The sequence below is a fragment of the Aquabacterium sp. OR-4 genome, from assembly GCF_025290835.2.
Taxonomy (GTDB): Bacteria; Pseudomonadota; Gammaproteobacteria; order Burkholderiales; family Burkholderiaceae_C; genus Pseudaquabacterium.
This window is the reverse complement of the sequence record NZ_JAOCQD020000003.1, coordinates 597,404-621,361: the sequence shown is the minus strand read 5'-3', so window position 1 is coordinate 621,361 and position 23,958 is coordinate 597,404. Positions and strand designations below refer to the sequence as shown.

The window sequence follows — 23,958 nt, the reverse complement described above, 5'->3', positions numbered from 1 at the left end:
TCCATGCCGTCGTCGAGCAGCGGTACGCGCGGGGCCACGGCCACCGTGTAGGCGTTGACCGCCTGCAGGCCGCCCGCGGCCACCCGCACAAAGCCGGTGCCGGCCGCCACCGGGGCCACCAGGCCGTCGGCATTGACCGTGAGCACCGCGTTGTCGCTGGACTCCAGCTGCAGGTAGCTGGCAGGCAGCCACACGTCCTGCTGGTCTTCGAAATCGCCGCGCACTTCCAGGTAGCGCGGGCTGCCCAGCGCCAGCGTGGCCATGCGCGTGATGTCGATGCGCACCAGGCGGGCACCGCTGACCTGCAGGTTCAGCGTCATCGGAGCCGAGGCGGTGTAACCATCGTCGGCCAGCAGGCGCACCTGCGCCATGCCGGTGAAGCCGGCGTCGGGCATGAAATACAGGCTGCGGCCGTCGGAGGTGAGGCGCGCGCTGCCATGGCTGGCATCGAGCACGCGCCAGTACAGCGCGTCGCCTTCGCTGTCGATGGCAATGCTGTCCAAGGCCACCTGGGTGCCCAGGTTGGTGTGGGTCAGGGCCTCGGCCGGCGCGGACTGGCCGGGCGCGAGGTTGGCACGCCAGCCATGGTTGGCGTAGGCGATCTGGCGATCACCGTCGTTGGCCAGGCCGTCACCATCCAGATCGGCACCGCTCTGGCCGGCGGCGAAGACCTGGGTGTCCAGGCCGTCGATGCGGCCGTCGCGGTTGATGTCGCCGGCCACCGCCACCTTCAACGTGGCGGCGCCGCTGCCGCGCAGGGTCAGCAGCTTCAGGCCGGCGCTGCTCACGCGCACCAGGGTGGTGGTCAGGCCGCCATGGCTGGCCTGGCCGATCACCACGCCGCCTTCCACGCTGAGCTGGCTGCCTTCGGTGGCTTGCACCGCCAGGATCACCGCCCCGGCTGCGCCGGGGGTCTTGACGGTGCTGGCCAGCTCGCTCTCGCGCACCAGGAAGCTGAAGTTCAGCGCCTGGCCGGCGGGCAGCGTGCCGCTCCAGCGGTCGCTGGGGTTCACGGCGCCGGCCAGCCAGTTCACCGCGCTGCCCAGCTGGGCGGTGATCGCCTCGGTGATCAAGCGCCCGTCGGCGTGGTAACCCAGCTGCTGGTTCAGCGGCGTGGCGGCATACAGGCTGCGCGCGATCTCCAAACGGTTCAGCGCGTCATAACGGTAGACGAGCGCGGCCTCCTGGCCGCCGGACTGCGGGCCGACGATGCGCTCGATGCGGCCCTGCGTGTCGCGTTCGAAGCGCACGCGCTGGGACGGATCGGCGCTGCCCACCAGGGCCACGCCGGCATCGCTGACCAGCCACTGCTGGCCGTCGGTGAAGTGCACCGCCAGCATGCGGCCCTGGCGATCAAGGCGCAAGCGCGTGCCGTCGGGGCCGGTGAGCTCGTAGCCCGCGGGCTGCCAGGGCAGGCCGGTGCTGCGGTCCAGCAGGCGCAGGCCCTGGGCCTGCAAGGCGGTGGCCTGGTCGGCCACCGGCTCCAGCGCCCGCAGCTGCCAGCCCGGCTGGCTGCCGGCAAACACCGGGCGCAGCACCTGCGGGGCCGTGCTGTCGGTGGCCAGGGCCTCGCTGCGGGTGCCCAGCGTGAAGCTGAGGTACTGCAGGCTGGCGGCGGGGTCGGCCAGATTGGCTGGCACCTGCAACCACACACGGGCGCCGGTGAGCCAGGCCGCAGCCGCGCCGAGGCGGTCGCTGCCGGCCTGGTCATGGCTCAGACGGGTGTCAAGCAGCGGCAGCGTCCAGTTGCCGAAGTCGCCGCCACCTCCGGTGCCCAGGTTGCGCACCAGGGCCAGGTCGTGGCTGCCCAGGCGCAGCACGGCATCGCTGTGCTGCGCCACCACCAGCTGCTTGCTGGCGGAATCGATCAGCACGCGGGTGCTGATCTCGCTGCTGCGGCCGGCCAGGTCCCAGCCGCGCAGGCGCAGCTGGTACACGCCGTTGGGCCACAGCGCGGGGTCGATCGTGGCCAGGCTCTGGATGCCATTGGCCGCCACGGCGGCCAGCTCGGCGCTGGCCAGCGTGCGCCAGGCGGACTCGTCCACCCGGTCGCCGTTCGACGGCGCGGCGTCGAGCACCCAGCCCATCAGCTGCTGCTCGGCGATCAAGGCGCTGATTGGCGTGGCGGCGCTGATCACCGCCGGCGCCAGGCCGGTGGCATCGGGGTCGAGTGCCCCGGTGAAGGCGAGCTGCGGCGCGCGTGCATCCAGCGGATCACGCACGCGCACCGTCTGCACCAGGCTGCTGCCAAAGCCGTCGGCATCCACCGCCTGCACGCGCAGCTCGATCAGGCCGGGGGCGCTGGGCGCCAGGCGCACGCGGCCCAGGCTGTCGAGCGCCACAGCCACCCAGTCGGCCTGGCCAATGCCGGCGCCGCGCGCCTGCACCGTGAGGCTGGCGATCGGGCTGAAGGCCTCGGCGCGCACCGTGGCCAGCACCACCTGGCCGGGCACCACCGGGGTGCTGGGCGTCAGGTTGACCAGCAGCCTGGGCGCATTGGCGGCCTCCTCGGCCACCACGCGCAGCACGAAGCTGCGGGTGGCGGTGTTGCGGCCATCGCCCACCGTGGCCAGCACGGTGAAGTCGCCCAGCTGGCCGGGGCCGGGGGTCCAGCGCAGCAGGCCGTTGGCCGCGTCATACACGGCACCCTCGGGCAGGCCGTTGAAGGCCACGCTGAGTGCCGCGGTCTGCAGCGCGCCATCGGCATCGGCCACGCGCAGTGCGCCCGCCGGTGCCAGATCACCCTTGACCACCGGCAGCGTGAAGCTCTGGCCCACGCGCAGCGCATGGCTGGCGGTGCTGATCTCGGGCGGTCGGTTCACATCCACCACGCGCACCTGCACCGTGCGGGTGACGGTCACCGCGCCATCGCTGCCGGTGAAGGTGAAGGTGTAGGCGCGTGAATCGGCGCTGGCGTTGTTCACCACCTCGGCGCCCGGCGTCCATTCCAGGTAGCCGCTGGCGGCATCGAACACCACGCCCTCGGGCGTGCCGGCATCGTGCACCAGGCTCAGCGCCACGGGGTCGTTGTCGCCATCGGTGGCGCGCACGTTGAACGACAGGGTCTGGCCCTCGGGCACCAGCTGCAGCGGCAGCGGCAGCAGCACCGGTGCCTGGTTGAGGTTGGCCACGCGGATCTCGATCTCGCGGCTGACGCTGGCCGCGCCATCGCTGGCGCTCAGCAGCAGGCGGTACACGCCGGGACTGATGCCGTTGCGGTTGTCGCTCTGCGCGGCATATAGGCCCGGCGTCCAGCGCAGCTGCAGCCGGGTCTGGCCTTCGCTGCCCACGCTGGGCGTGAGCTGCATGCCGGTGGGCAGGGCGCCGGGCAGGCCGGCCAGGGTCCAGTCCAGCGGGTCGAGGTCGGTGTCGAGGGCCGCCAGGTCGATGACCAGCGGCGTGCCCTCGGTGGCCTGGACCACCGTGCGCGGGCCGGCCAGCGCATCGCCGCCCAGCACCGTGCCGCCGCTGGTGCTCAGTGCAAACAGCGTGGGCGCAGCGTCGCTGGCGCGCACCACGATGCGCAAGTCGCGCACCGTGGTGTTGGGCACCGGCGGGTTCAGCGGGTCGAGCACGTAGCCGGCATCGGCGGGCGGCAGGCCCAGGTCGGTGACGGCCAAACTCACGTCGAAGCTGCCGTTCAGCCCGGCGGCTGGCGTCCACACCAGAGTGGCCAGGCCGTAGCGGGCATCGGTCTCGATGCGCGCGCCGGCGGGCAGGTTGGTGGCCGAGATCGTCAGCGCATCCTGGTCCAGATCGCTCACCGTGATGGGCACGCGCAGCTCGGTGCCGGCCACCGCCACCACCTGGCGCGGCAGGCTGATCACCGGCGCCTCGCTGGGGCTGCGCACCGTGAGCACAAAGCTCTTGGCCTGCGCCAGCACCTGGTTCACGTCGCCGTCGCCGTTGTCCTGCGCCACCACGGTGATGGTGTAGTCGCCACGCTGGCCGGCGCCTGGCGCAAAACGCAGCACGCCCACCAGGCGGCCATCGGCACGCTCGGTCTGGGTGTAGGTGGCAAAGGACGGCAGGCCCTGCAGCGTGAGGTTGAGCGGATTGCCGTCGGCATCGAGCGCGGTGATCGGGATCTCGAGCACGGCGCCGCGGTCGACGAAGGCATTGCTCAGGTCACCGACCTCGGGCGAGCGGTTGGCGTTGCTCACCACGATGGGCAGCACCACCTGGCTGGACAGCGGCGTGCCGGTGCCATTGCCGTCGTCGGTGGCGGTCACCGTGACCTGGTAGCTGCCGGCCTGGGCATGGCCCGGCGTCCACACCAGCTCCAGCGTCTCGGCATCGAAGCTGGCACCGGCCGGCAGGCCGGTGACGGTGTAGCTCACGCTGGCCGTGCCGGCGCCCTCGGTGGTCTGGCCATTGGCGCTGAGGCGCAGCTTGGGTTCGTAGCCGGGGTTGTCGGGGTCGAAGGCGAAGACGCTGATGCGCAGCGGCTGGCCCTCCAGCACCTCCCAGGTGGCGGCGGGGTCGAGCACCGGGGCGCCATTGGCGTTGCGCACGTCCAGCACCAGCTCGCGCACGGCCGAGCTGCGCGTGGTGCTGCCATCGGCCGCGGTGAACAGCGCCTGCAGGCGCACCGGCACGCGCAGCACGCCGGCCTGGGCGTAGCCGGGCGTCCAGCTGAACCAGCCGGTCTCGGCGTCCAGCGTGGCGCCGGCGGGCAGCCAGTCGGCCGTCCAGCTCAGGTTCACGCGGCTGCCATCGGCCTGCAGCTGGCCATCGGCCGCCTGGCCCGGCAGGCTGCCGGGCAGCTGCAGCGCAAAGCGGTCGCCCTCGCGCAGTACCTGGTCGGGCAGCGCCGGGAACTGCGGCTTGGGCCAGCCCTGGGCCACGGTGATGTTGAACTGGCGCTGCACCTCGTGGCGGCCATCGCTGGCCACCACGGTGATGCCGGTGTAGCTGCCGGCCTGGTCGAAGCCGGGCGTCCAGCTCAACACGCCGCTGGCGGCATCAAAGCTGGCGCCGGCCGGCAGGTTGCGCAGCTGCAGCGTCACGGTGTCGCCATCGGCATCGGCGGCCAGCAGCGGCAGCACCAGGCTTTGGCCCTCGGCCAGCACCTGGTTCTGCACCGCATTGAGCACCGGCACATGGTTGGCACCGGCCACGGCGATGGTGTAGCGGCGCAGTGCCACGCCACCACGGCTGTCGATCACGCGCAGCAGCACGCTGCTGTCGGCACGGTCGCTGGCGGTGGGCGTCCAGCGCAGCGTGGCGCGGTTGCCGTAGCCGGTGGCACTGCTCTCCACCTGGGCGTCCTGCGCCAGCACCAGGCCTTGCGGGCCGCTCACCACCTCCCAGTAGAAGAGGCGGCCGTCGCTGTCGCGTGCGGCCAGCTCGACGCTCCAGGCCTGGCCGGCCTGTGCCGCCGGCAGCAGGGGCGTCAACAGGTCGAGGCTGCCGTCGCGGTTGGGCAGGCCCAGCTCGGGCGGCGTGTTGTCGTAGGGCACGGCATACACGCCGTGGCCGAGGTTGAACTTGACCAGCTGGCCCGTGCCCGGCGTGCTGCCAAAACTGGCTGCCGGACGCACGGTGACGGTCTGCCCGGCCAGGGTTTCGCCGGTGCGCAGCGCGGCGCCCTGCAGGGCGCTGCCCAGATCCAGCACCCACAGTTCGGCCTGTTCGCCATCGCCCTGGGCAGCGCCCAGGATGCTGTCGCCGAAGTAGCGGCCGGGGTCCAGCAGCAGCATCAGCGGGCCGCGCAGGTCGTCGACACCGATGTTGGTGATGTCCACGTCGTAGCTCACGCTGCCGCTCAGGCGGTCGGCGCGGGTGTCGGCAAAACGCAGGCGAACCAGGTTGCTGATGTCGGTGACGGCGGTGAACACCAGGTCGTAGGCCTGGCCCAGCGCCACCTGCTGCAGGCTGCGCAGCGATTCGGCCACCTGCAGGCGCCAGCCACCGGCCGGCAGATTGGGCAGCGTGAGGATCGCCGACTTGCTGGCCGCATCCCAGCGCACCGATTGCGGCGCCAGCATCAGGCTGCTGTGGGCGCCGGTGGCCACCAGGCTGTAGTTGGCCGGGTTGAGCACCGATGACGTGCTGCTGACGTCGTCGCCGCCCGCGCCCGTCCACATGGCCTGGTCGAAGCTGATCGCCAGCTGGGTAAGCGGCAGCGGCACCAGCGCGCCATCGGCCACGCTGGCGCCCACCACCTTGGGCGCCTTCACCGGCGCCAGCTCATCGATGCGATCGGTCTGCGCCACCAGCACGCGGCCGTCGGCGGTGGTGACGATGCTTTCACCGCGTGTGCCACCCTGGGCCAGCTGCAGGCTGCGCCGCGTGGCCAGCTCGATGGCCCACACGCTGGCGGCATGCAGCGCGGTGCTGCTGCCGTCGGCGGCCACCGGCCGCTGGGCGGTGTTGCTGCTGGCCAGCAGCAGGCCGGCCAGCGCGGTGCCGGTCTGACCGAAGGCCAGACTGTCCACCAGGCCGGGCAGGCGGTACTCCAGCTCGGCGCGGCCGGCGTTGCGGCCGCTCATCGGGAAGCTGACGATGTCGGTGGTGGCTTCAGGCAGGGCCGAGGCGATGTCGGCCCCGGTCCAGCGCACGGCCCACAGGCGGCCGTCGGGCCCGAAGGCCAGATCGCCCACGCGGGTGTTGCTGAAATGGCGCCAGGCCTTGGCGGCATCGGCCTCGGCAGGGTTGAACACCTCCACGCCATTGCCGCTGCTGAGATAGATCAGGCCGCTGGCCGGCTCGATGGCCAGCGCATGGGTCAGCGGCTCGCCGGCCGGCGCGCGGGTGCGGCTGATCACCGCGCCGCTGCCGGCATCCACCATCAGCAGCTCGCTGCCGGTCATGACCCACAGGTTGCCGTTGCGGTCGAGCGCCATGTCGAGCACGGCGCGGTCCAGCGTGAACAGCGGCTGCACCGAGCGCCCGCCCTCGGGGGCGTAGCGGAACACCTCGTTGCGCAGGCTGCCGGCGCTGGCCAGCACGCTGCCATCGGGCAGCACTACCATGGCCAGTGCGCCGATGCCGGCCTGGCTGTCGGCAAAGCCACTGGCAAAACCGCGCAGCTGCAGCGGGGCCAGCACGGCCTGCAGGTCGCTGCCCAGCCCGCCCTGGGCGGGCGTGACGACGAAGCCGGGCAGCTGTTGCGCGGCCTGGGCAAACAGCGGGCTGCTGTCGTAGCTGCGGCCCGGTGTGGCCGCCGGCAGCTCGGCCGTGGCGTCAAGGGTCTCCGTGCTGCCCAGGCCCAGCTGAGCCTGGTCGCGGCTGCCGTCATCGGGCAGCACGGCCTGGGTGACCAGCGCCGCCTCGCGGTTGCCGGCCTGGTCGGTGGCCACCGCCAGAAACTCGTAGCGCTTGCCGGCACTGCCGGTGAACAGCGCCGCGCTGTCGGCCCCGGCCACCTGCTTTTTCCAGATGCGGAAATCACCTCCGTCCTCGGCCACGTAGACGGTGACATGGCGCACGCCGCTGGCATCGTCACTGGCCGTCCAGGCCACCTGGTATTGCGGCTTGCCCTGGCCGTCTTCGCCATTGCGGCTGACGGTGAGCGTGGTGACCGGCGCCTGCGCATCCAGCGTGTGCGTGATCACGCTGCTGGCGATGGGCGGCGTGCCGTCGAAGAACACGCGGGCCGAGGCCGAGATCACCGCGCCGGTGGCCGCCAGATCGCTGGCGCGCACGGTGTACGACACAAAGCCGCCGCTGGCCTTGCCATTGGCATCGGGCGGCAGCAGGCCGCGCTGCGGGTCGCGCAGCACCTCGCCGGTGTCGGGGTCGATGGCCTGCAGCAGCCAGGTGGCCACGCGGCTCTGGGCATCGATGCCGGCGCTGACGCGCAGCACATAGCCCTTGCTGCCGGTGAAGTCGAAGTCGCCCTGGAACACGGCCTGGCCGTCGGGCACATGCACATTGATGTCGCCGATCTTCAGGTCGCCCAGGCGCAGGCTGCGCACATCGAGATCGGTGTCGATGCCGGTCACCAGACGGATTTCTCCCACCGCCGCCGCCGTGGCATTGTTGAAGCTCAGCGTGTAGGGCAGGGCGTAGTCGGTGGGCACATAGGTGGCGCCATTGGCGGCCGGCAGGGCCTGCGGGCCTCGCACGGCCACGGTGGCCTTGGCGTCGGCCTCGGTCTGCGCGGCCTGCTGCAGGTAGCGCGCCAGGTTCAATGCCTGGGCACCCACCGGTCGGAACTCGGCATCCAGCACACCGATGTGGCGCAGGTACTCCAGCTCGGCGCGGTTGCCGGCAAACACGTCGAAGCTGATGAAGTGCGTGTCCTGTGCGGCCTGGCGGTCGTAGTGGGCAGCATCCGGGGCCACCGGCACCGGCACCTCGACGGTGGCGTCGTCGGAGGTGCGCACCTCGACGTAATCCACCGGCGCATGGGCGGCGGACGGATCACCGGCGTAGCGCGCGGTGTCCCCGTACCACTGCTGCACCTTGCCAAAAAAGCCCAGCAGGTCGGCCTGGGTGCGGTAGCTTTCGCCGCCCTTGGCCAGCAGGATGCCGGTGGCCAGCGTGGCGTTCAGGCTCAGCACCAGTTCGTCGCTGCGGACCGGTGGCGCGCTGGACTCGGCACGCAGCAGGCCGGCGGTCTCAAGTGCCGCCAGCCAGCCCTGCACCCATTGCGCCTCGTCGGCGGCCAGCACGGTGAGTGCGTTGGGCGCAGCCGCATCGGCCAGGATGGCGCTGCGCAGCGCACGCGCATGGGCGCTTTGCTCGGCCACGAACTCGGCCCGCGTCAGCGGCGTCACCGCCGCCAGCGTGTCGAAGCGGAAGGCCATCGCCAGGGCCTCCTCCTTGGTGATGTGCTCCTCGGGGTCGGTGGACAGGAACTTCTTGGTCAGGCCCTTCTGGATGCGGTCGAGGCCGCTGGGGCCTTCGTCGAGCAGGCCGGCGGCCTTCCATTCGGGGCGGATGGCGTAGAGCTTGCTGCGCAGGCCATCGAAGTCGTAGTTGATCCACTCGGCCAGGCCGGGGTAGGTCTGCACCGTGAAGGTCATGCCGGCAAAGCCGTTGGCGGCCATGTCGAAGGCATACCCGGGCGCCAGGTTCCAGCCACTGGTGTTGCTCATGCCGTCGAGCGAGGCCCAGGGAATGTCGGCGCGCACGCCGGTGGTGGGCGTGGGCCCGTAGGCCTGGTTGTTGCCGTTGCCGGCCGCAATGGCGCCGGTGGGCTGGCCGCCCACATTGGCACCAAACACCACATAGGGCAGGTTCAGGCCTTCCAGCACGTAATCGCTGTTGCCCATGTCGGTGGCGCCGATGTCAAAGCGCACATAGGGCGTGTCGACGTTGGTCAGGCTCTGCAGGCTGACGCTGTAGACCGCCGAATCGCCCGGCTGGATGTTGCGCGGCCCGCCCACGCCGATGGCCACATCGGCCTCGATCATGCGTTCGACCAGATAGCGATAGGGCTCGATCACCCGCTCGCCGTCGGGGTTGGTTACCACCACGTCGTACAGGCCCAGCGGCACATGGCGCAGGTCGAACACCGCGCGGATGCGGGTGGCGTCCAGCACCTGCCAGCGCTCGGGCTCGACCTCGAACTCGCCCGGCCGGGCCAGCTTGACCAGCGCACCGGCGGCAAAGTGCGCGCCCTCGATGTCCATCGTGACCCAGCGGTGATCGTCGTCGCCCGAGCCACCCTGGTCGGGTGTGACCTTGGTGATCGACAGCGGCAGCAGATCTGCCCGCAGCGTCACCGGCGTGGCGCTGCCGCCCTGGCGCGAACGCAGCAGCACGTAGTAGTCACCGGCCTGGGTGGTGGGCACCAGCAGGCTCTGGTCGGGCGAGACCGGGTTGCTGTAGGCCACGTCAAAGGCACTGGGCGTGGGCACGTCGTTCCAGCGCACATAGACCTCGTTGGCGCCGTTGACGGCACTCGAGTCAAGCAGCACGCGCAGGGTCTGACCCGCCGCCACGCTGACCTTGTAGACCTGGGTCTGGCCGTTGCCCAAGGTGGTGGCCAGGGCCTGGCCAAGGGTCAGCGCCGGCACCTGCACGTTCAGCGTGGCGGCCGAGGCGGTGCGGTTGTTGGCCTCGCCGGCCGGCAGGTTGAGACCGGTCTCGGTGTAGGTGATGCGGCCTTCGAACACCTCGTTGTAGAGGTCGGGGCGCACGATGACACGCCAGGGGCCGTCCTTCAGCGGCGGCAGCGTGGCTTTCAGCGTGCCGGTGTAGACGCCGTTGTGGCCCAGGTCGCCCACATGGGCCACCTTGCCCAGCAGCACGTCGTCGAGGCTCCAGCTGTTGTCGGCCGAGAGGTACAGCGCGTCGGTCCAGCGGCCAGAGGCCGGGTTGATCGAGGCATTGGTGACCGTGAAGCTGATGTCCAGCGTGTCACCCACCTTGGCACTGGCCGGCAGTTGCACGCCATCGACCTGCAGATCGGCCGGCGGCGGCGTCTCGATGCGCATGGGCTGCACGGCTGCGGCGTGGTTGTTGTCGTCGCGCCCGAACTCGAGCACCTGGCCCGACTCGCCGCTGCCCCAGTGGCGGGCCGGATCGGTGACCACGAACACGTAGTACGGCCCTTCCAGATCGCGCGGCGCGGTGTAGTTCAGCGTGCCGCTGTAGCGGCCGCCGGCCGCCAGCCCGCCGCCATGCTGCACATAGCCGACGTAACGGTCCTTGCTCAGGTCGAGGAAGCGGTCCTTGCTCAGGTAGACCATGTCGTACCAGCTGCCCTGGTCGGCCGGGGTCTTGCCGCCCAGGTTGTCCACTGTGTATTCGACGGTGAAGTTCTGGCCGGCCACCACCGCCTCGGGCGCGGTGACGCGGGTCACCTGCAGATCGGGCGGCGTGGCCAGCGTGATCGGCAGATCGATCTGCGCGATGTTGTTGCCTTCGTCGGCGAACTCGAGCACGCCGTTGGCGCCGGTCTCGGCGATCACCGGCAGGCCGGCGCGCACGGTGCTGGGCACCTGGTTGTAGAAGTCCTTGAAGACACCGGTATCGGTCTTGACGATCAGCTTGAAACTGCCGCTGATCGACGTGGGCAGCGTGAAGGTGGCGCTGTGCGTGTAGCTCTCGCCAGGCTGCAGGTAGCGCGGCTTGCCCTCGGCGTCGGTGAGGTAGACGCTGCGTGCGCGCAGCAGCACCTCGATTTCGCTGCCGCGGTCGACCAGCGGGTCGTCGCTGGGGTCCAGCGTGGCGTCGCGCGACAGGTACACGCCGTCCATCCAGCCCGCGGTGCGGGCGGCGCGGGTGCCGCGGTTGGTGACCGTCCAGGTGGCGGTGATCGTGTCGCCCGAGCTCGGGTTGGGCTGGTCGACGGTGATGCTGTCAATTTGCAGGTCGGGCTCGCGGTAGACGATGTCCAGCGTGCCCTGACCCAGGTTGTTGTCGCGGCGCGCGCCCTCGAACACCGAGTTGGCGTAGAGCTGCTCACGCGTCTGTGCATTGAGGTTGGCGTAGGGCGAGTAGGGCGTCAGCGCTTCGTCCTGCGCTTGCTGGCGCACATCGCCGCTTTCGCGGGCGTAGTACGGCCGCAGTTCATCCCACCGGTGCTTGCCGTCCGTCATCACGTAGATGTAGTAGCTGCCATCGGTGCCCGGCGGCAGCTTGACCACCGCACTGGCGGTGTAGCGCTCGCCGTTGGCCAGCGGCGTGGCGCTGGTGTGCACCACCGAGCCAATCTGCGTGGCACGCTCCGGAATGAAGCTCGGGTCGGGGCTGACCCAGATGTTGTCGATCCAGCCCTTGGTGCCGGCCCACACCGCGGCGCCGATGTTCTCCACCGTCCAGGTGACCGTGGTGTCCTCGCCCGAGTAGTTCAGCGGCTGCGTCTGCACGTTCACCACGCGCAGGTCGGCCGGCTGGTTGCCCACCAGCGAGACGGCGCGGTTGACGTTGTTGTCGTCGGCCACCTCGGTGACCTCGTTGCGGCCGACGAAGCTGTAGCCGGCGTCGGTCTGCACCACCAGCCAGCCACCGCTGACCGCCGGCGACAGCGCCACCGTCTGGCTGACGCTGTAGCTCTCGTTGTTGCCGAGTGCGCGCTGCTGCGTGAACTCGCCCAGCAGCCAGCTCACCCGGGCCTGGGTGGGATCGGGGTTGTCCATCAGCCAGACCTTGTCGGTCCAGCTGCCCTCATAGGCATCGCCGCGGTTCTTGACCGTGTAGCTGAAGCTGTAGTTGCCGGCGGCCGCGGCCGTGGCCGGCGCCGTGACCGCGCTCACCACCAGATCGGGCGGCGTGATGCCCAGCACGCTGATCGGACGGGCCTTGTAGTTGTTGTTGTCGATCTGCGTCGGATCGTCGGGGTTGATGTTGCTGGACAGCGTGTCTTCGAGCACCGCGTCGTAGAGGTCGCTCCACACGGTGACGAAGTACTGTCCCGTCTTGACGCCTTCAGGCAGGCGCGCGGTGATGCTGCCCAGGTAGTCTTCACCCACCGCCAGGTGGCCGGTGTGCGTGACCTGGCCGATCTTGATGTCGCCCTTGGCCGGGTTGGGACGTGTCTTGTCGACGGTGAGCCAGACGGTGTCGGTCCAGCTGTTGACCGCGGCCGAGTCGCCGCGCGTGGTGGCCGAACCCTGGTTGGTGACCTTGTAGCCGACCTCGATGCTGGCGCCGTGCACGGCCTGGTCGGGTGCCACCACGTTGCTGGTGACCAGGTCGGCAAACGGGATCGGGTCGATGTGGAAGCGCTGTGCCCGGCTGTTGTTGCCGTCGCTGGGGTATTCGTCGACGCGGTTGGCGCCATCGGCCACCACGATCAGGTAGGCATCGCCGCGGTAGCGGATCGGGATGTCCACACGCGCCAGATCGGACCGGTAGCTCTCGCCGGTGGCCAGCGCGGCGCCGCTGTCCACCCGGGCCAGCAGCACATCGTCGCCGCTCAGGATGCCGTCGAGCGAAAGGTAGACGTAGTCCTGCCACTGCCCGCTGGTGCTCTCGGGGCCGGTGTTGACGATCTCGAAACGAACCCCGGTGCTGGTGCCGGCGGTGACCGACGGGGGCACCACGATGTCCTTGACGCGCAGGTCGGGCCGGTCGTTCAGCGACACCACGATGGCGTCGCCGTCGGTGAAGGTGTTGTTGTCGCGGGCGCTGGCGTGCTCGTAGACCTGCGGATTGCCCGAGCTGCCCAGCAGGCTGTTGGTGACCACGCGCAGGCGCCAGCCGCCCTCGATCTTGGACGGCAGGCGCAGCTGCTCGGTGCGGGTGTAGCGCAGGCCGGCATCGAGCCCGCGGTCGTAGGTGAACTGGCCCAGCACCACGCTGGAGCCGCTGGGCGACAGCAGCAGCAGCGTGTCCTGCCACTGGCCGGCGGCGCGCGCCAGGCCCTGGTTGAACACCGTCCAGCTCACATCGATCAGGGCGCCCTCCTGCGCCGCGGGTGGTGCGTCGACGCTTTCCACCACCAGGTCGGGCGAGTCGCTCAGCGTCACCGGCACGGCCAGCGAGTGGCCGGTGTTGTTGTTGCCGTGGATGAACTCGTACACCGCGCCGCCAGCGGTGGCCACGTTCAGGTACCAGTCACCCGAGATGCCCTCGGGCAGGCGCACGCTGATGCTGCGCTGGTAGTGGTCGCCGACCGCCATCTGGCCCAGGTGGCCGGCGTTGGCCAGCTCGAAGCGCTGGCCGCTGCCGTCGGCATTGCGGCTGAGCCACACCGTGTCGCTCCAGCTGCCGGTGTTGGTGATGCCGATGCCGCGGTTGGCCACCCGCCACTGCACGCTGAGCTCGCGGCCGCTGTAGGCCGGCCCGGTCGTGCTGACCGACTCGACGCGCAGATCGGCATAGGCCATCGGCATCACATCGGTGCTGTTGGCGGCGCGCAGCTCGTTGTTGGCTTCGCTGCCGTTCTCCCACACCGCGCCGGTGGCATCGCTGCGCACGACGATGCTGCCATGCCGGCTGAAGGCCGGGCCGAAGCGCACATCAAGGTGGGCGCTGTAGGCGCCGCCGGCGGCCAGGGCGCCGTTGTGCACCACGCTGCCCAGCAACAGGTCGTCGCTGTCGCCGATGATGTCGTTGCTGGTGTAGATGACCCGGTCGGTCCAGCTGCTGCTGCGGCCTGCGCCAGGGCCCTGGTTGGCCACGGTCCACTCCACCGTGATGCTGGCCGGATCGTCGATGACCTGGGCTGGCGCACTGACGCTCAGCACCGCCAGGTCGGCATAGGCGTCCTGCGCCACGCTGACGGCCAGCGAGTCGAGGTTGTTGTTCTCGCGTGTGCTCTCGTTGCTGGCATTGCCGGTGTCGGTGACGACGATCAGTCGCCAGCTGCCCGACAGGTCGACCGGCAGCGTGAAAACCAGGCTGCCCGCGGCGCTGGCGCCGGCGGCCAGCGCGTCGAGCTGGCGCTCGCCGAGCAGGGTGTCGGCGCCATCCACCACGCCGTCGCGCGACAGGTAGATCTTCTCGTGCACGCTGACGGCGTCGGCGCTGCCGATGTTGCGCGTGAGCCAGGCCAGCGAGACGGTTTCGCCGCCCTGCAGCAGGCCGGTGGTGGCGAGGCCGCCCACCACCAGATCGGGCGCCACCAGGGCCACCGTCTGGCTGCTGGTGTTGTCGGTCTCCACCGATTCGGTGACATGGCCACCCTTGTCGGCCACCACCTCTAGGCGCCACTGGCCCGGTGGCAGGGCCGGCACGGCCAGGCTCAGGCGCTGCGGCAACGCAGCCCCGGCGGCCAGGCTGCGGAAGCCCCAGGTGCTGGTGAGCACCTGCGGCGGGGTGATGCCCAGCGCGTCAACCAGGCGGATCTCCTCGCCAAAGAAGCCGTCCACCGCGTCGTTGCCGGCGTTGCGCACGTTGTAGTCGAGCTGCACCGTCTGGCCCACACGCCAGCTGGCGGGCGCACTGAGGCCCTCGATCAGCAGGTTGGGGCGCGGCTCGGCACGCACGGCCGTGGCCTCGCTGGCCACGGCCAGGTTGTTGGCGGTGCGGCCCAATTCGTACACTGCGGCGAAGGCATCGGTCTTGACGATCACCCAGCGTGCGCCGGTGATGTCGCGCGGTGCGGTGAAGTCGAGCGCAGCGGCATAACTCTCGCCGACCGCCAGCGTGCCGGCGCGGGTGACCGAGCCGATCAGCATGGCCTGGGCCGTCAGCTCGGGCGTGCTGCTGAGGTAGACCTGGTCGACCCAGCGGTTGACGTCGGTGGCCACCGTGCCGCCATTGCGCACGGACCACTGCACCCGGGCACTGCGGCCGGCAAAAATCTCGGCCGGTACGGCCGTGAGCGTGGGGCTCAGGTCGGCAAAGGTCTGGCTCACCGCGATGGCGGCCGAGACACGGGTGTTGTCGGCGCGCGTGTCGGGCTCGGTGACCTGCCGCGTCACATCGGCGATCACGGCCACGCGGTAATTGCCCGACAGCCGGGTGGGAACGCGCACCACCGCACTTTGGCGGTACTCGGCACCCACGGCCAGAGCCGCGCCGCGCGGCAGCTCGGCCAGCACGATGTCGTCGCCATTGCCGATGGTCTCGTCGGCCGACAGCACGATGCGGTCCAGCCAGCCACTGCCGGCGCTGGCAGCCGCGCCACCCTGGTTGCGCACGGTCCAGCCCACGGTGATGTCGGCGCCCGAGTTGGCGACGGGCGGTGCGTCCAGCAGCGTGACCGCCAGATCGGCATACAGGCGCAGGCTGGCAGTGAAGCTGCCGCTGGCCTCGTTGTTGGCCTCGGCCGTGCCGTCGGCATTGGTCTCGTACAGCACACCGCTGCCGACCACGCTGCGATCAACCCCCACGGTGATGTCAAAGCTGCCGCTGCCGGCCTGGCCCTGTGGCAGTGCAAAGCTGTAGCTGCGCGCACGCACCTCGCCCGCCGCCAGCGGCGCGGCGGCCGCACCGGCAAAGCTCACCAACGTGTCCACCAGCACCGCGCCGGCGCTGCCGTCGGCGTTGCGCTGGCGTACCAGCAGCCGGTCTTGGTAGGGCAGGTGGGTGGCCACCGCGCCCAGGTTGACGTCGTCCCAGCGCACGGTGACCACGTCGCCCGATTGCGGGCCGGCCTCGACCAGGCCGACGTTGCGCGCCACCAGGTCGGAGCCCACCTCGATGTAGCGCTCGAGCTGGTTGTCGTTCTCCAGCGTGCCGTCGCCATTGAACTCGGCGATCTCGCTGCCGGCATCCACCGTGACCCGCAGGCGGATCGCACCAGCGGCACTGCTGCCCGCCGGCCAGACGAAGCTGGCGCTGCGTGCCACGCTGGCACCCGGCGCGGCCTCGGCCGGATTGCCGGCGCGGGTGAGGCTGGCGATCAACTGCCCGGTGCTCTGGTTCAGCACCTCCAGGCGCTCGGTCCAGGCGCGGGCCGGCGGCACCGTGCCGGCGTTGCTGCTGGTCCAGCCCACGGTGACGGTGTCTCCGGGCTGCCATGGCCCCGTGGGCGAGATCGACAGATCGCCCGCCACCAGGTTGACGTAGTTCACGTACTCGGCCAGCGTGCTGCTGAAGCCGGTCTGGCCTCGGTTGTTGGTCTCGGCAGTGCCGCCCTCCTTCTGGGTGTTGCCGACGTCGGTTTCCACCACCGCGAGCAGGTTGCCCGCGCCGCTGGGGCCATCGGGCAGGGTGAGCGTGGCGGTGCGCGTGACGCGCGCGCCACCGGCCAGTGCGCCGCTGCTGGCCTCGACATAGGGCACCAGCAGTTGCACCAGCACCGTGCCGTCGGCACTGCGCAGCGTCACGCGGTCGGCAAAGTCGCCGATGGTGGCGGTGGGGCCCTGGTTCACCGTCGACCAGCTGACCTGCACCTGGCCACCCGACAGGAACTGCGTGGCCGCCACCGGGCTCACCACCAGATCCTGCACCGTGAGGTCCATGCCCACGGCCTTGTCGATCTCGGCCACGATGGCGGCCAGGTTCCACACGGTGCCATCGTCAAAACGCACCTGCTGCAGCGGGTTGTACGGGTTCCTGGAATCGTTGCTGTAGAGGAAATAGCTGACCGTGATGCGGTCGTCGGTGTTGGCAATGGCCAGGCTGATGGCGGTGTACTGCGCGGTGCGGTAGTCAAACACGCGGCGCACGATCACGTCGGACGGCAGGACACCGGCCTTGAACTGCAGCGTGTTGAGCTTGCCGGCGCTGGTGTCCCACGGGCTCTCAAGCAGCGTGTCCTGGCCATCGCCGCGCCCGAACAGGTAGGTGTTGGCGCCGTTGCCACCCGACTGGGTGTCGTTGCCCGCACCGCCGTCGATGGTGTCGTTGCCGTCTTCACCGGACAGGCTGTCGTCGCCGGCGCCACCACGCACCTGGTCGCTGCCGCCCCGGGCGGCCATGCTGTCGTCGCCCGCCCCGCCGTCCAGCGTGTCGTTCCACACCAGGCCGGTGAGCGTGTCGTTGCCGGTGCCACCGGTCTGTACCCGCGCCACGATGTCGGCCAGACTCCACACCGTGCCGTCGGCAAACGCGATGCGCTGCAGCGGGTTGTAGCCGCGGTTGGGGTCGTCCTCCTCGAAGAAGCCGTTGACCGTGAGCGCGTCGCCAGCGTTGCCATAGGCCACCCGCAAGGCGGTGTGGTTGCGTGCGCCCTGATCGAAGGCCCGGCTCAGCGTGACATCGGCCGCGCTGATGCCGGCCTTGAACTGCAGCGTGTTGGTCTTGCCGGTGTTCCAGTCGGTCGCGGCCAGGGTGTCCTGGCCATCGCCCAGGCCCAGCAGCACGGTGTTGTTGCCGCTGCCCAGGTTGAGCCAGTCGTGGCCTGCACCGCCGTCCAGCGTGTCGTCGCCGTCTTCGCCGTACAGCAGGTCGTCGCCCGCGCCGCCCTGCAGCGTGTCGTTGCCACCGCGACCCGACAGGCTGTCGTCACCCTGGCCGCCGTCCAGGCTGTCGTTCCACACCTGGCCGGTGCGCGTGTCGTTGCCGGCACTGCCGGCCTGCACCCGGGCCACGATGTCGGCCAGGCTCCATACCGTGCCGTCGGCAAACGCGATGCGCTGCAGCGGGTTGTAGCCACGGTTGGGGTCGTCGCTCTCGAAGAAGCCGTTGACCGTGAGCGCGTCGCCAGCGTTGCCGTAGGCCACCCGCAAGGCGCTGTGGTTGCGTGCGCCCTGATCGAAGGCCCGGCTCAGCGTGACATCGGCCGCGCTGATGCCGGCCTTGAACTGCAGCGTGTTAGTCTTGCCGGTGTTCCAGTCGGTCGCGGCCAGGGTGTCCTGGCCGTCGCCCAGACCCAGCAGCACGGTGTTGTTGCCGGTGCCCAGGTTGAGCCAGTCGTGGCCGGCGCCGCCGTCCAGCGTGTCGTCGCCGTCTTCGCCGTACAGCAGGTCGTCGCCCGCGCCGCCCTGCAGCGTGTCGTTGCCACCGCGACCCGACAGGCTGTCGTCGCCCTGGCCGCCGTCCAGGCTGTCGTTCCACACCTGGCCGGTGCGCGTGTCGTTGCCGGCACTGCCGGCCTGCACCCGGGCCACGATGTCGGCCAGGCTCCATACCGTGCCGTCGGCAAACGCGACGCGCTGCAGCGGGTTGTAGCCACGGTTGGGGTCATCGCCTTCGAAGAAGCCGTTGACCGTGAGCGCGTCGCCAGCGTTGCCATAGGCCACCCGCAAGGCGCTGTGGTTGCGTGCGCCCTGATCGAAGGCCCGGCTCAGCGTGACATCGGCCGCACTGATGCCGGCCTTGAACTGCAGCGTGTTGGTCTTGCCGGTGTTCCAGTCGGTCGCGGCCAGGGTGTCCTGGCCGTCGCCCAGACCCAGCAGCACGGTGTTGTTGCCGGTGCCCAGGTTGAGCCAGTCGTGGCCGGCGCCGCCTTCAAGCGTGTCGTCGCCGTCTTCGCCGTACAGCAGGTCGTCGCCCGCGCCGCCCTGCAGCGTGTCGTTGCCACCGCGGCCCGACAGGCTGTCGTCGCCCTGGCCGCCGTCCAGCACGTCGGCGCTGCTCGAGCCGCGGTGCGTGTCGTCACCCGACGTGGCCTGCACCAGTTGCCGGAACATCTCGGCGGCCGTCCACACGGTGCCATCGTCGAAGCGCAGCTGCTGCACCGGGTTGTGGCTGTTGTTCGGGCTGTCGCCATACACGAAGTAGTTGATGCGCAGGCGGTCGCCGCTGCCGCGCAGTGCGATCTCGAGCGCGGTGCGCTCGTTGGTCTGGCTGTCGAGTGCCAGACGCAGCACCAGATCGGCCGCCACGATGCCGCCACCCAGCTGCACGGTGTTGAGCCGGCCGCCCGAGGTGTCGCCGCTGTGCAGGATGGTGTCCACCCCATCGCCGCGCCGGAACACGAAGGTATTGCTGCCGGTGCCTCCCGCCAGCGTGTCGGTGCCGGCACCGCCGGCGATCAGGTCGTCGCCGGCCAGGCCGCTGAGCGCCTCGTCGGCCGCGGTGCCGCTCAGCGTGTCTGCCAGGTTCGTGCCATTGACGGCGGTGAGCGTTGGCGCCGTCTCGAGGCGCGCCACGATGGCCGCCAGATCCCAGGCCGTACCGTCGTCAAAGCGCAGCTGCTGCACCGGATTGTAGAAACTGGCCGGGTTGCCACCCTGGAAGAAATAGTTGACCGTGAGCCGGTCGTCGGTGCCGGAGATCAGGATCTCCAGCGACTCGTTGCTGCCGCCCTGGCTGCCGGTGACGCGGCGCAGCCGCACATCGGCCGGTGCCACGCCCGGCTTGAACTGCACGGTGTTGAGCTTGCCGGCGGTGCTGTCGTAGTCATAGCCGATGCTGTCGCTGCCATCGCCGCGGCCGAACAGGTAGGTGTTGTTGCCGCCGCCTCCGGCGAGCCAGTCGTTGCCACTGCCACCGTCGAGGGTGTCGTTGCCGCCGCTGCCATACAGCGCATCGTTGCCGGCGCCACCGCTGATCGAGTCGGCGCCTTCGGCCCCATCGATCGAGTCGCTGCCGCCGCCACCGCTCAGGCTGTCGCCAGCGCTGGAGCCGCGCAGGTTCTCGGCCAGCGCGCTGCCGCGGCTCAGCTCGGCCAGGATGGCACCGAGGTTCCACACCGTGCCGTCGTCAAAACGCAGCTGCTGCACCGGGTTGTAGAAGCTGCCCGGGTTGTCGCCCTGGAAGAAGTAGTTGATCGTGAGTCGGTCGTCGGTACCGGCAATCAGGATCTCCAGTGATTCATTGCTGCCGCCCTGGCTGCCGGCCACGCGGCGCAACACCACGTCAGCCGCCACGACACCGGCCTTGAACTGCACGGTGTTGAGCTTGCCGGCGGTGCTGTCGTAGACATAGGCAATGCTGTCGCTGCCGTCACCGCGGCCGAACAGGTAGGTGTTGTTGCCGTTGCCACCGTCGAGCCAGTCGTTGCCGCTGCCGCCGTCGAGCGTGTCGTTGCCGGCGCTGCCATACAGCGCATCGTTACCGGCGCCACCGCTGATCGTGTCGGCACCCTCGGCCCCATCGATCGAATCGCTGCCGCCACCGCCGCTCAGGTTGTCGCCGGCACTGGAGCCGCGCAGATTCTCGGCCAGCGCGGTGCCGCGGTTCAGTTCGGCCAGGATGGCACCGAGGTTCCACACCGTGCCATCGTCCAGGCGCAGCTGCTGCACCGGGTTGTAGAAGCTGGCCGGGTTGTCACCCTGGAAGAAGTAGTTGATCGTCAGCCGGTCGTCGGTTCCGGCGATCTGGATCTCCAGTGATTCATTGCTGCCGCCCTGGCTGCCGGCCACGCGGCGCAGCACCAAGTCGGCCGCCAGCACACCGGCCTTGAACTGCACGGTGTTGAGCTTGCCGGCCGCGCTGTCGTACAGGTAGGCGATGCTGTCGCGACCATCTCCGCGGCCGAACAGGTAGGTGTTGTTGCCGTTGCCCCCGTCGAGCCAGTCGTTGCCGCTGCCGCCGTCGAGCGTGTCGTTGCCGGCGCTGCCATACAGCGCGTCGTTGCCGGCGCCACCGCTGATCGTGTCGGCGCCTGCGGCACCATCGATCGAGTCGCTGCCGCCACCGCCGCTCAGGCTGTCATTGCCGGTGGTGCCGCGCAGAGTCTCGGCCAGCGCGCTGCCACGGCCCAGCTCGGCCACGATGGCGGCGATGTTCCACACCGTGCCATCGTCAAAACGCAGCTGCTGCACCGGGTTGTAGAAGCTGGCCGGGCTGTCGCCCTGGAAGAAGTAGTTGACGGTGAGCCGGTCATCGGTGCCGGCGATCTGAATCTCCAGCGACTCGTTGCCGCCGCCCTGGCTGCCGGTGGCGCGGCGCAGCAGCACATCGGCCGGTGCCACACCCGCCTTGAGCTGCACGGTGTTGAGCTTGCCGGCCGCACTGTCGTACAGGTAGGCAATGCTGTCGCGGCCATCGCCACGGCCGAACAGGTAGGTGTTGTTGCCGTAGCCGCCTTCCAGCCAGTCGTTGCCGGCACCACCGTCAAGCGTGTCATGGCCACCGGCGCCATACAGCGCATCGTTGCCGGCGCCGCCCAGCAGGCGATCATGGCCATCGCGGCCGTCCAGCGAATCGTCACCACGGCCGCCGGTCAGGGTATCGGCGCCAGCGCTGCCGCGCAGCAGGTCGTTGGCCTCGGTGCCGGTGCTGGTGAGCTGCAGCAGCGCGGCGATGTTCCATACCGTGCCATCGGCAAAGCGCACCTGCTGCAGGCTGTTGTAGGGGTTGGCGGGGTCGTCGCCCTGAAAGAAGTAGTTCGCGGTGATGCGATCGTTGCTGCCGTTGATGGCCAGTTCAAGCGCCGTGGCGCTGCCGCTCTGGCTGTCAAAGACACGGCGAACACTCACATCGCCAGGCAGCACATCAGGACGCAACAGCAGGGTGTTGAGTTTGCCGCCGGTGGTGTCGTAGTGGTAGCCGATGGTGTCCTGGCCATCGCCGCGGCCGAACACATAGGTGTCATCGCCGGTGCCACCATCAAGCCAGTCGTTGCCGGCGCCGCCGGTCAGCGTGTCGCTGCCGCTGTCGCCATACAGGGTGTCGTTGCCGTCGTCACCGAAAAGCTGGTCGTCGCCGCCGCGGCCCGACAGCACATCGTTGCCCACGTCGCCATGCAAGGTGTCGGCCGCGCTGGTGCCGGCCACATTGTCATTGCCCACGCTGCCGGCCAGCAGCCGGTTGACGATGGTGGCCACGTCCCACTCGGTGCCATCGTCAAAGCGCACGCGCTGCAGGCCGTTGTAGGCGTTGGCGGGGTCGTCGCTGTAGAAGAACCCGTTGACGGTGACCGAGTCGGTGGTGCCGGCAATGCTCAGTTCAAGCGCGTTGTTGCTGCCGCCAAAGTAGTTGTCATAGGCCTGGCGCACCACCACATCGGCCGGTGCCACGCCGGCCTTGAACTGCAGCGTGTTGACGCGGCTGCCGTCACCGCCGTTGTAGTTGTAGTAGAGCCTGTCCTGGCCATCGCCGCGGCCGAACAGGAAGGTGTTGCTGCCGTAGCCGGCGTTCAGCGTGTCGTTGCCGCTGCCACCATCGAGCAGGTCGTCGCCTTGGGCACCGTCGAGCGCGTCGTCGCCGGCACCGCCCTGCAGCGTGTCGTTGCCGCTCTCGCCGTAGAGCGCGTCGTTGCCGTCGTCGCCCTGCAGCGTGTCGTTGCCGTCGCCGCCGTGAACGCGGTCGTTGCCGGTGTTGCCGATGACGATGTCGTCACCCGCATCGCCGGCCAGGCTGTCGTTGCCCGGCCCGCCATCGATCCGGTCGTCGCCACCGGCGCCGCCGATGCTGTCGTCGCCCAGCCCGCCGTTGAAGTTGTCGGGCCCATTGGTGCCGCGCACGCTGTCGTTGCCGTCGGAAAAGGTCTGCGCCATGGCCACCAGCGTGGCAATGTCCCACTCGGTGCCATCGTCAAAGCGCACGCGCTGCAGGCCGTTGTAGGCGTTGGCGGGGTCGTCGCTGTAGAAGAACCCGTTGACGGTGACCGAGTCGGTGGTGCCGGCAATGCTCAGTTCAAGCGCGTTGTTGCTGCCGCCAAAGTAGTTGTCATAGGCCTGGCGCACCACCACATCGGCCGGTGCCACGCCGGCCTTGAACTGCAGCGTGTTGACGCGGCTGCCGTCACCGCCGTTGTAGTTGTAGTAGAGCCTGTCCTGGCCATCGCCGCGGCCGAACAGGAAGGTGTTGCTGCCGTAGCCGGCGTTCAGCGTGTCGTTGCCGCTGCCACCATCGAGCAGGTCGTCGCCATGGGCGCCGTCGAGCGCGTCGTCGCCGGCACCGCCCTGCAGCGTGTCGTTGCCGCTCTCGCCGTAGAGCGCGTCGTTGCCGTCGTCGCCCTGCAGCGTGTCGTTGCCGTCGCCGCCGTGAACACGGTCGTTGCCGGTGTTGCCGATGACGATGTCGTCACCCGCAGCTGTCGTTGCCCGGCCCGCCATCGATCCGGTCGTCGCCACCGGCGCCGCCGATGCTGTCGTCGCCCAGCCCGCCGTTGAAGTTGTCGGGCCCATTGGTGCCGCGCACGCTGTCGTTGCCGTCGGAAAAGGTCTGCGCCATGGCCACCAGCGTGGCAATGTCCCACTCGGTGCCATCGTCAAAGCGCACGCGCTGCAGGCCGTTGTAGGCGTTGGCGGGGTCGTCGCTGTAGAAGAACCCGTTGACGGTGACCGAGTCGGTGGTGCCGGCAATGCTCAGTGCGAGCGCGTTGTTGCCGCCACCAAAGTAGTTGTCATAGGCCTGGCGCACCACCACATCGGCCGGCGCCACGCCGGCCTTGAACTGCAGCGTGTTGACGCGGCTGCCGTCACCGCCGTTGTAGTTGTAGTAGAGCCGGTCCTGGCCATCGCCGCGGCCAAACAGGAAGGTGTTGCTGCCGTAGCCGGCGTTCAGCGTGTCGTTGCCGCTGCCACCATCGAGCAGGTCGTCGCCTTGGGCACCGTCGAGCGCGTCGTCGCCGGCGCCGCCCTGCAGCGTGTCGTTGCCGCTCTCGCCGTAGAGCGCGTCGTTGCCGTCGTCGCCCTGCAGCGTGTCGTTGCCGTCGCCGCCGTGAACACGGTCGTTGCCGGTGTTGCCGATGACGATGTCGTCACCCGCATCGCCGGCCAGGCTGTCGTTGCCCGGCCCGCCATCGATCCGGTCGTCGCCACCGGCGCCGCCGATGCTGTCGTCGCCCAGCCCGCCGTTGAAGTTGTCGGGCCCATTGGTGCCGCGCAC

Annotated in this window: 2 protein-coding genes (1 of these 2 running past the window's edge); both read right to left on the bottom strand. The window is 69.9% G+C overall.

Annotated elements, in window-relative coordinates; genetic code table 11:
• Positions 1-23,201, bottom strand: partial view of a calcium-binding protein gene (locus N4G63_RS24535; protein WP_314600262.1) — the 5' portion only. The gene continues 8,593 nt to the left of window position 1, outside the view; 23,201 of the gene's 31,794 nt are visible here — the first part of the coding sequence; its start codon is at positions 23,199-23,201; its stop codon lies beyond the left edge, outside the window.
• Positions 23,152-23,958 carry a calcium-binding protein gene (locus N4G63_RS24530; protein WP_314600261.1) on the bottom strand — a complete coding sequence of 269 codons (807 nt, stop codon included), beginning with the start codon at positions 23,956-23,958 and terminating at the stop codon, positions 23,152-23,154. Before N4G63_RS24530 ends, N4G63_RS24535 begins: the two co-directional genes overlap by 50 nt.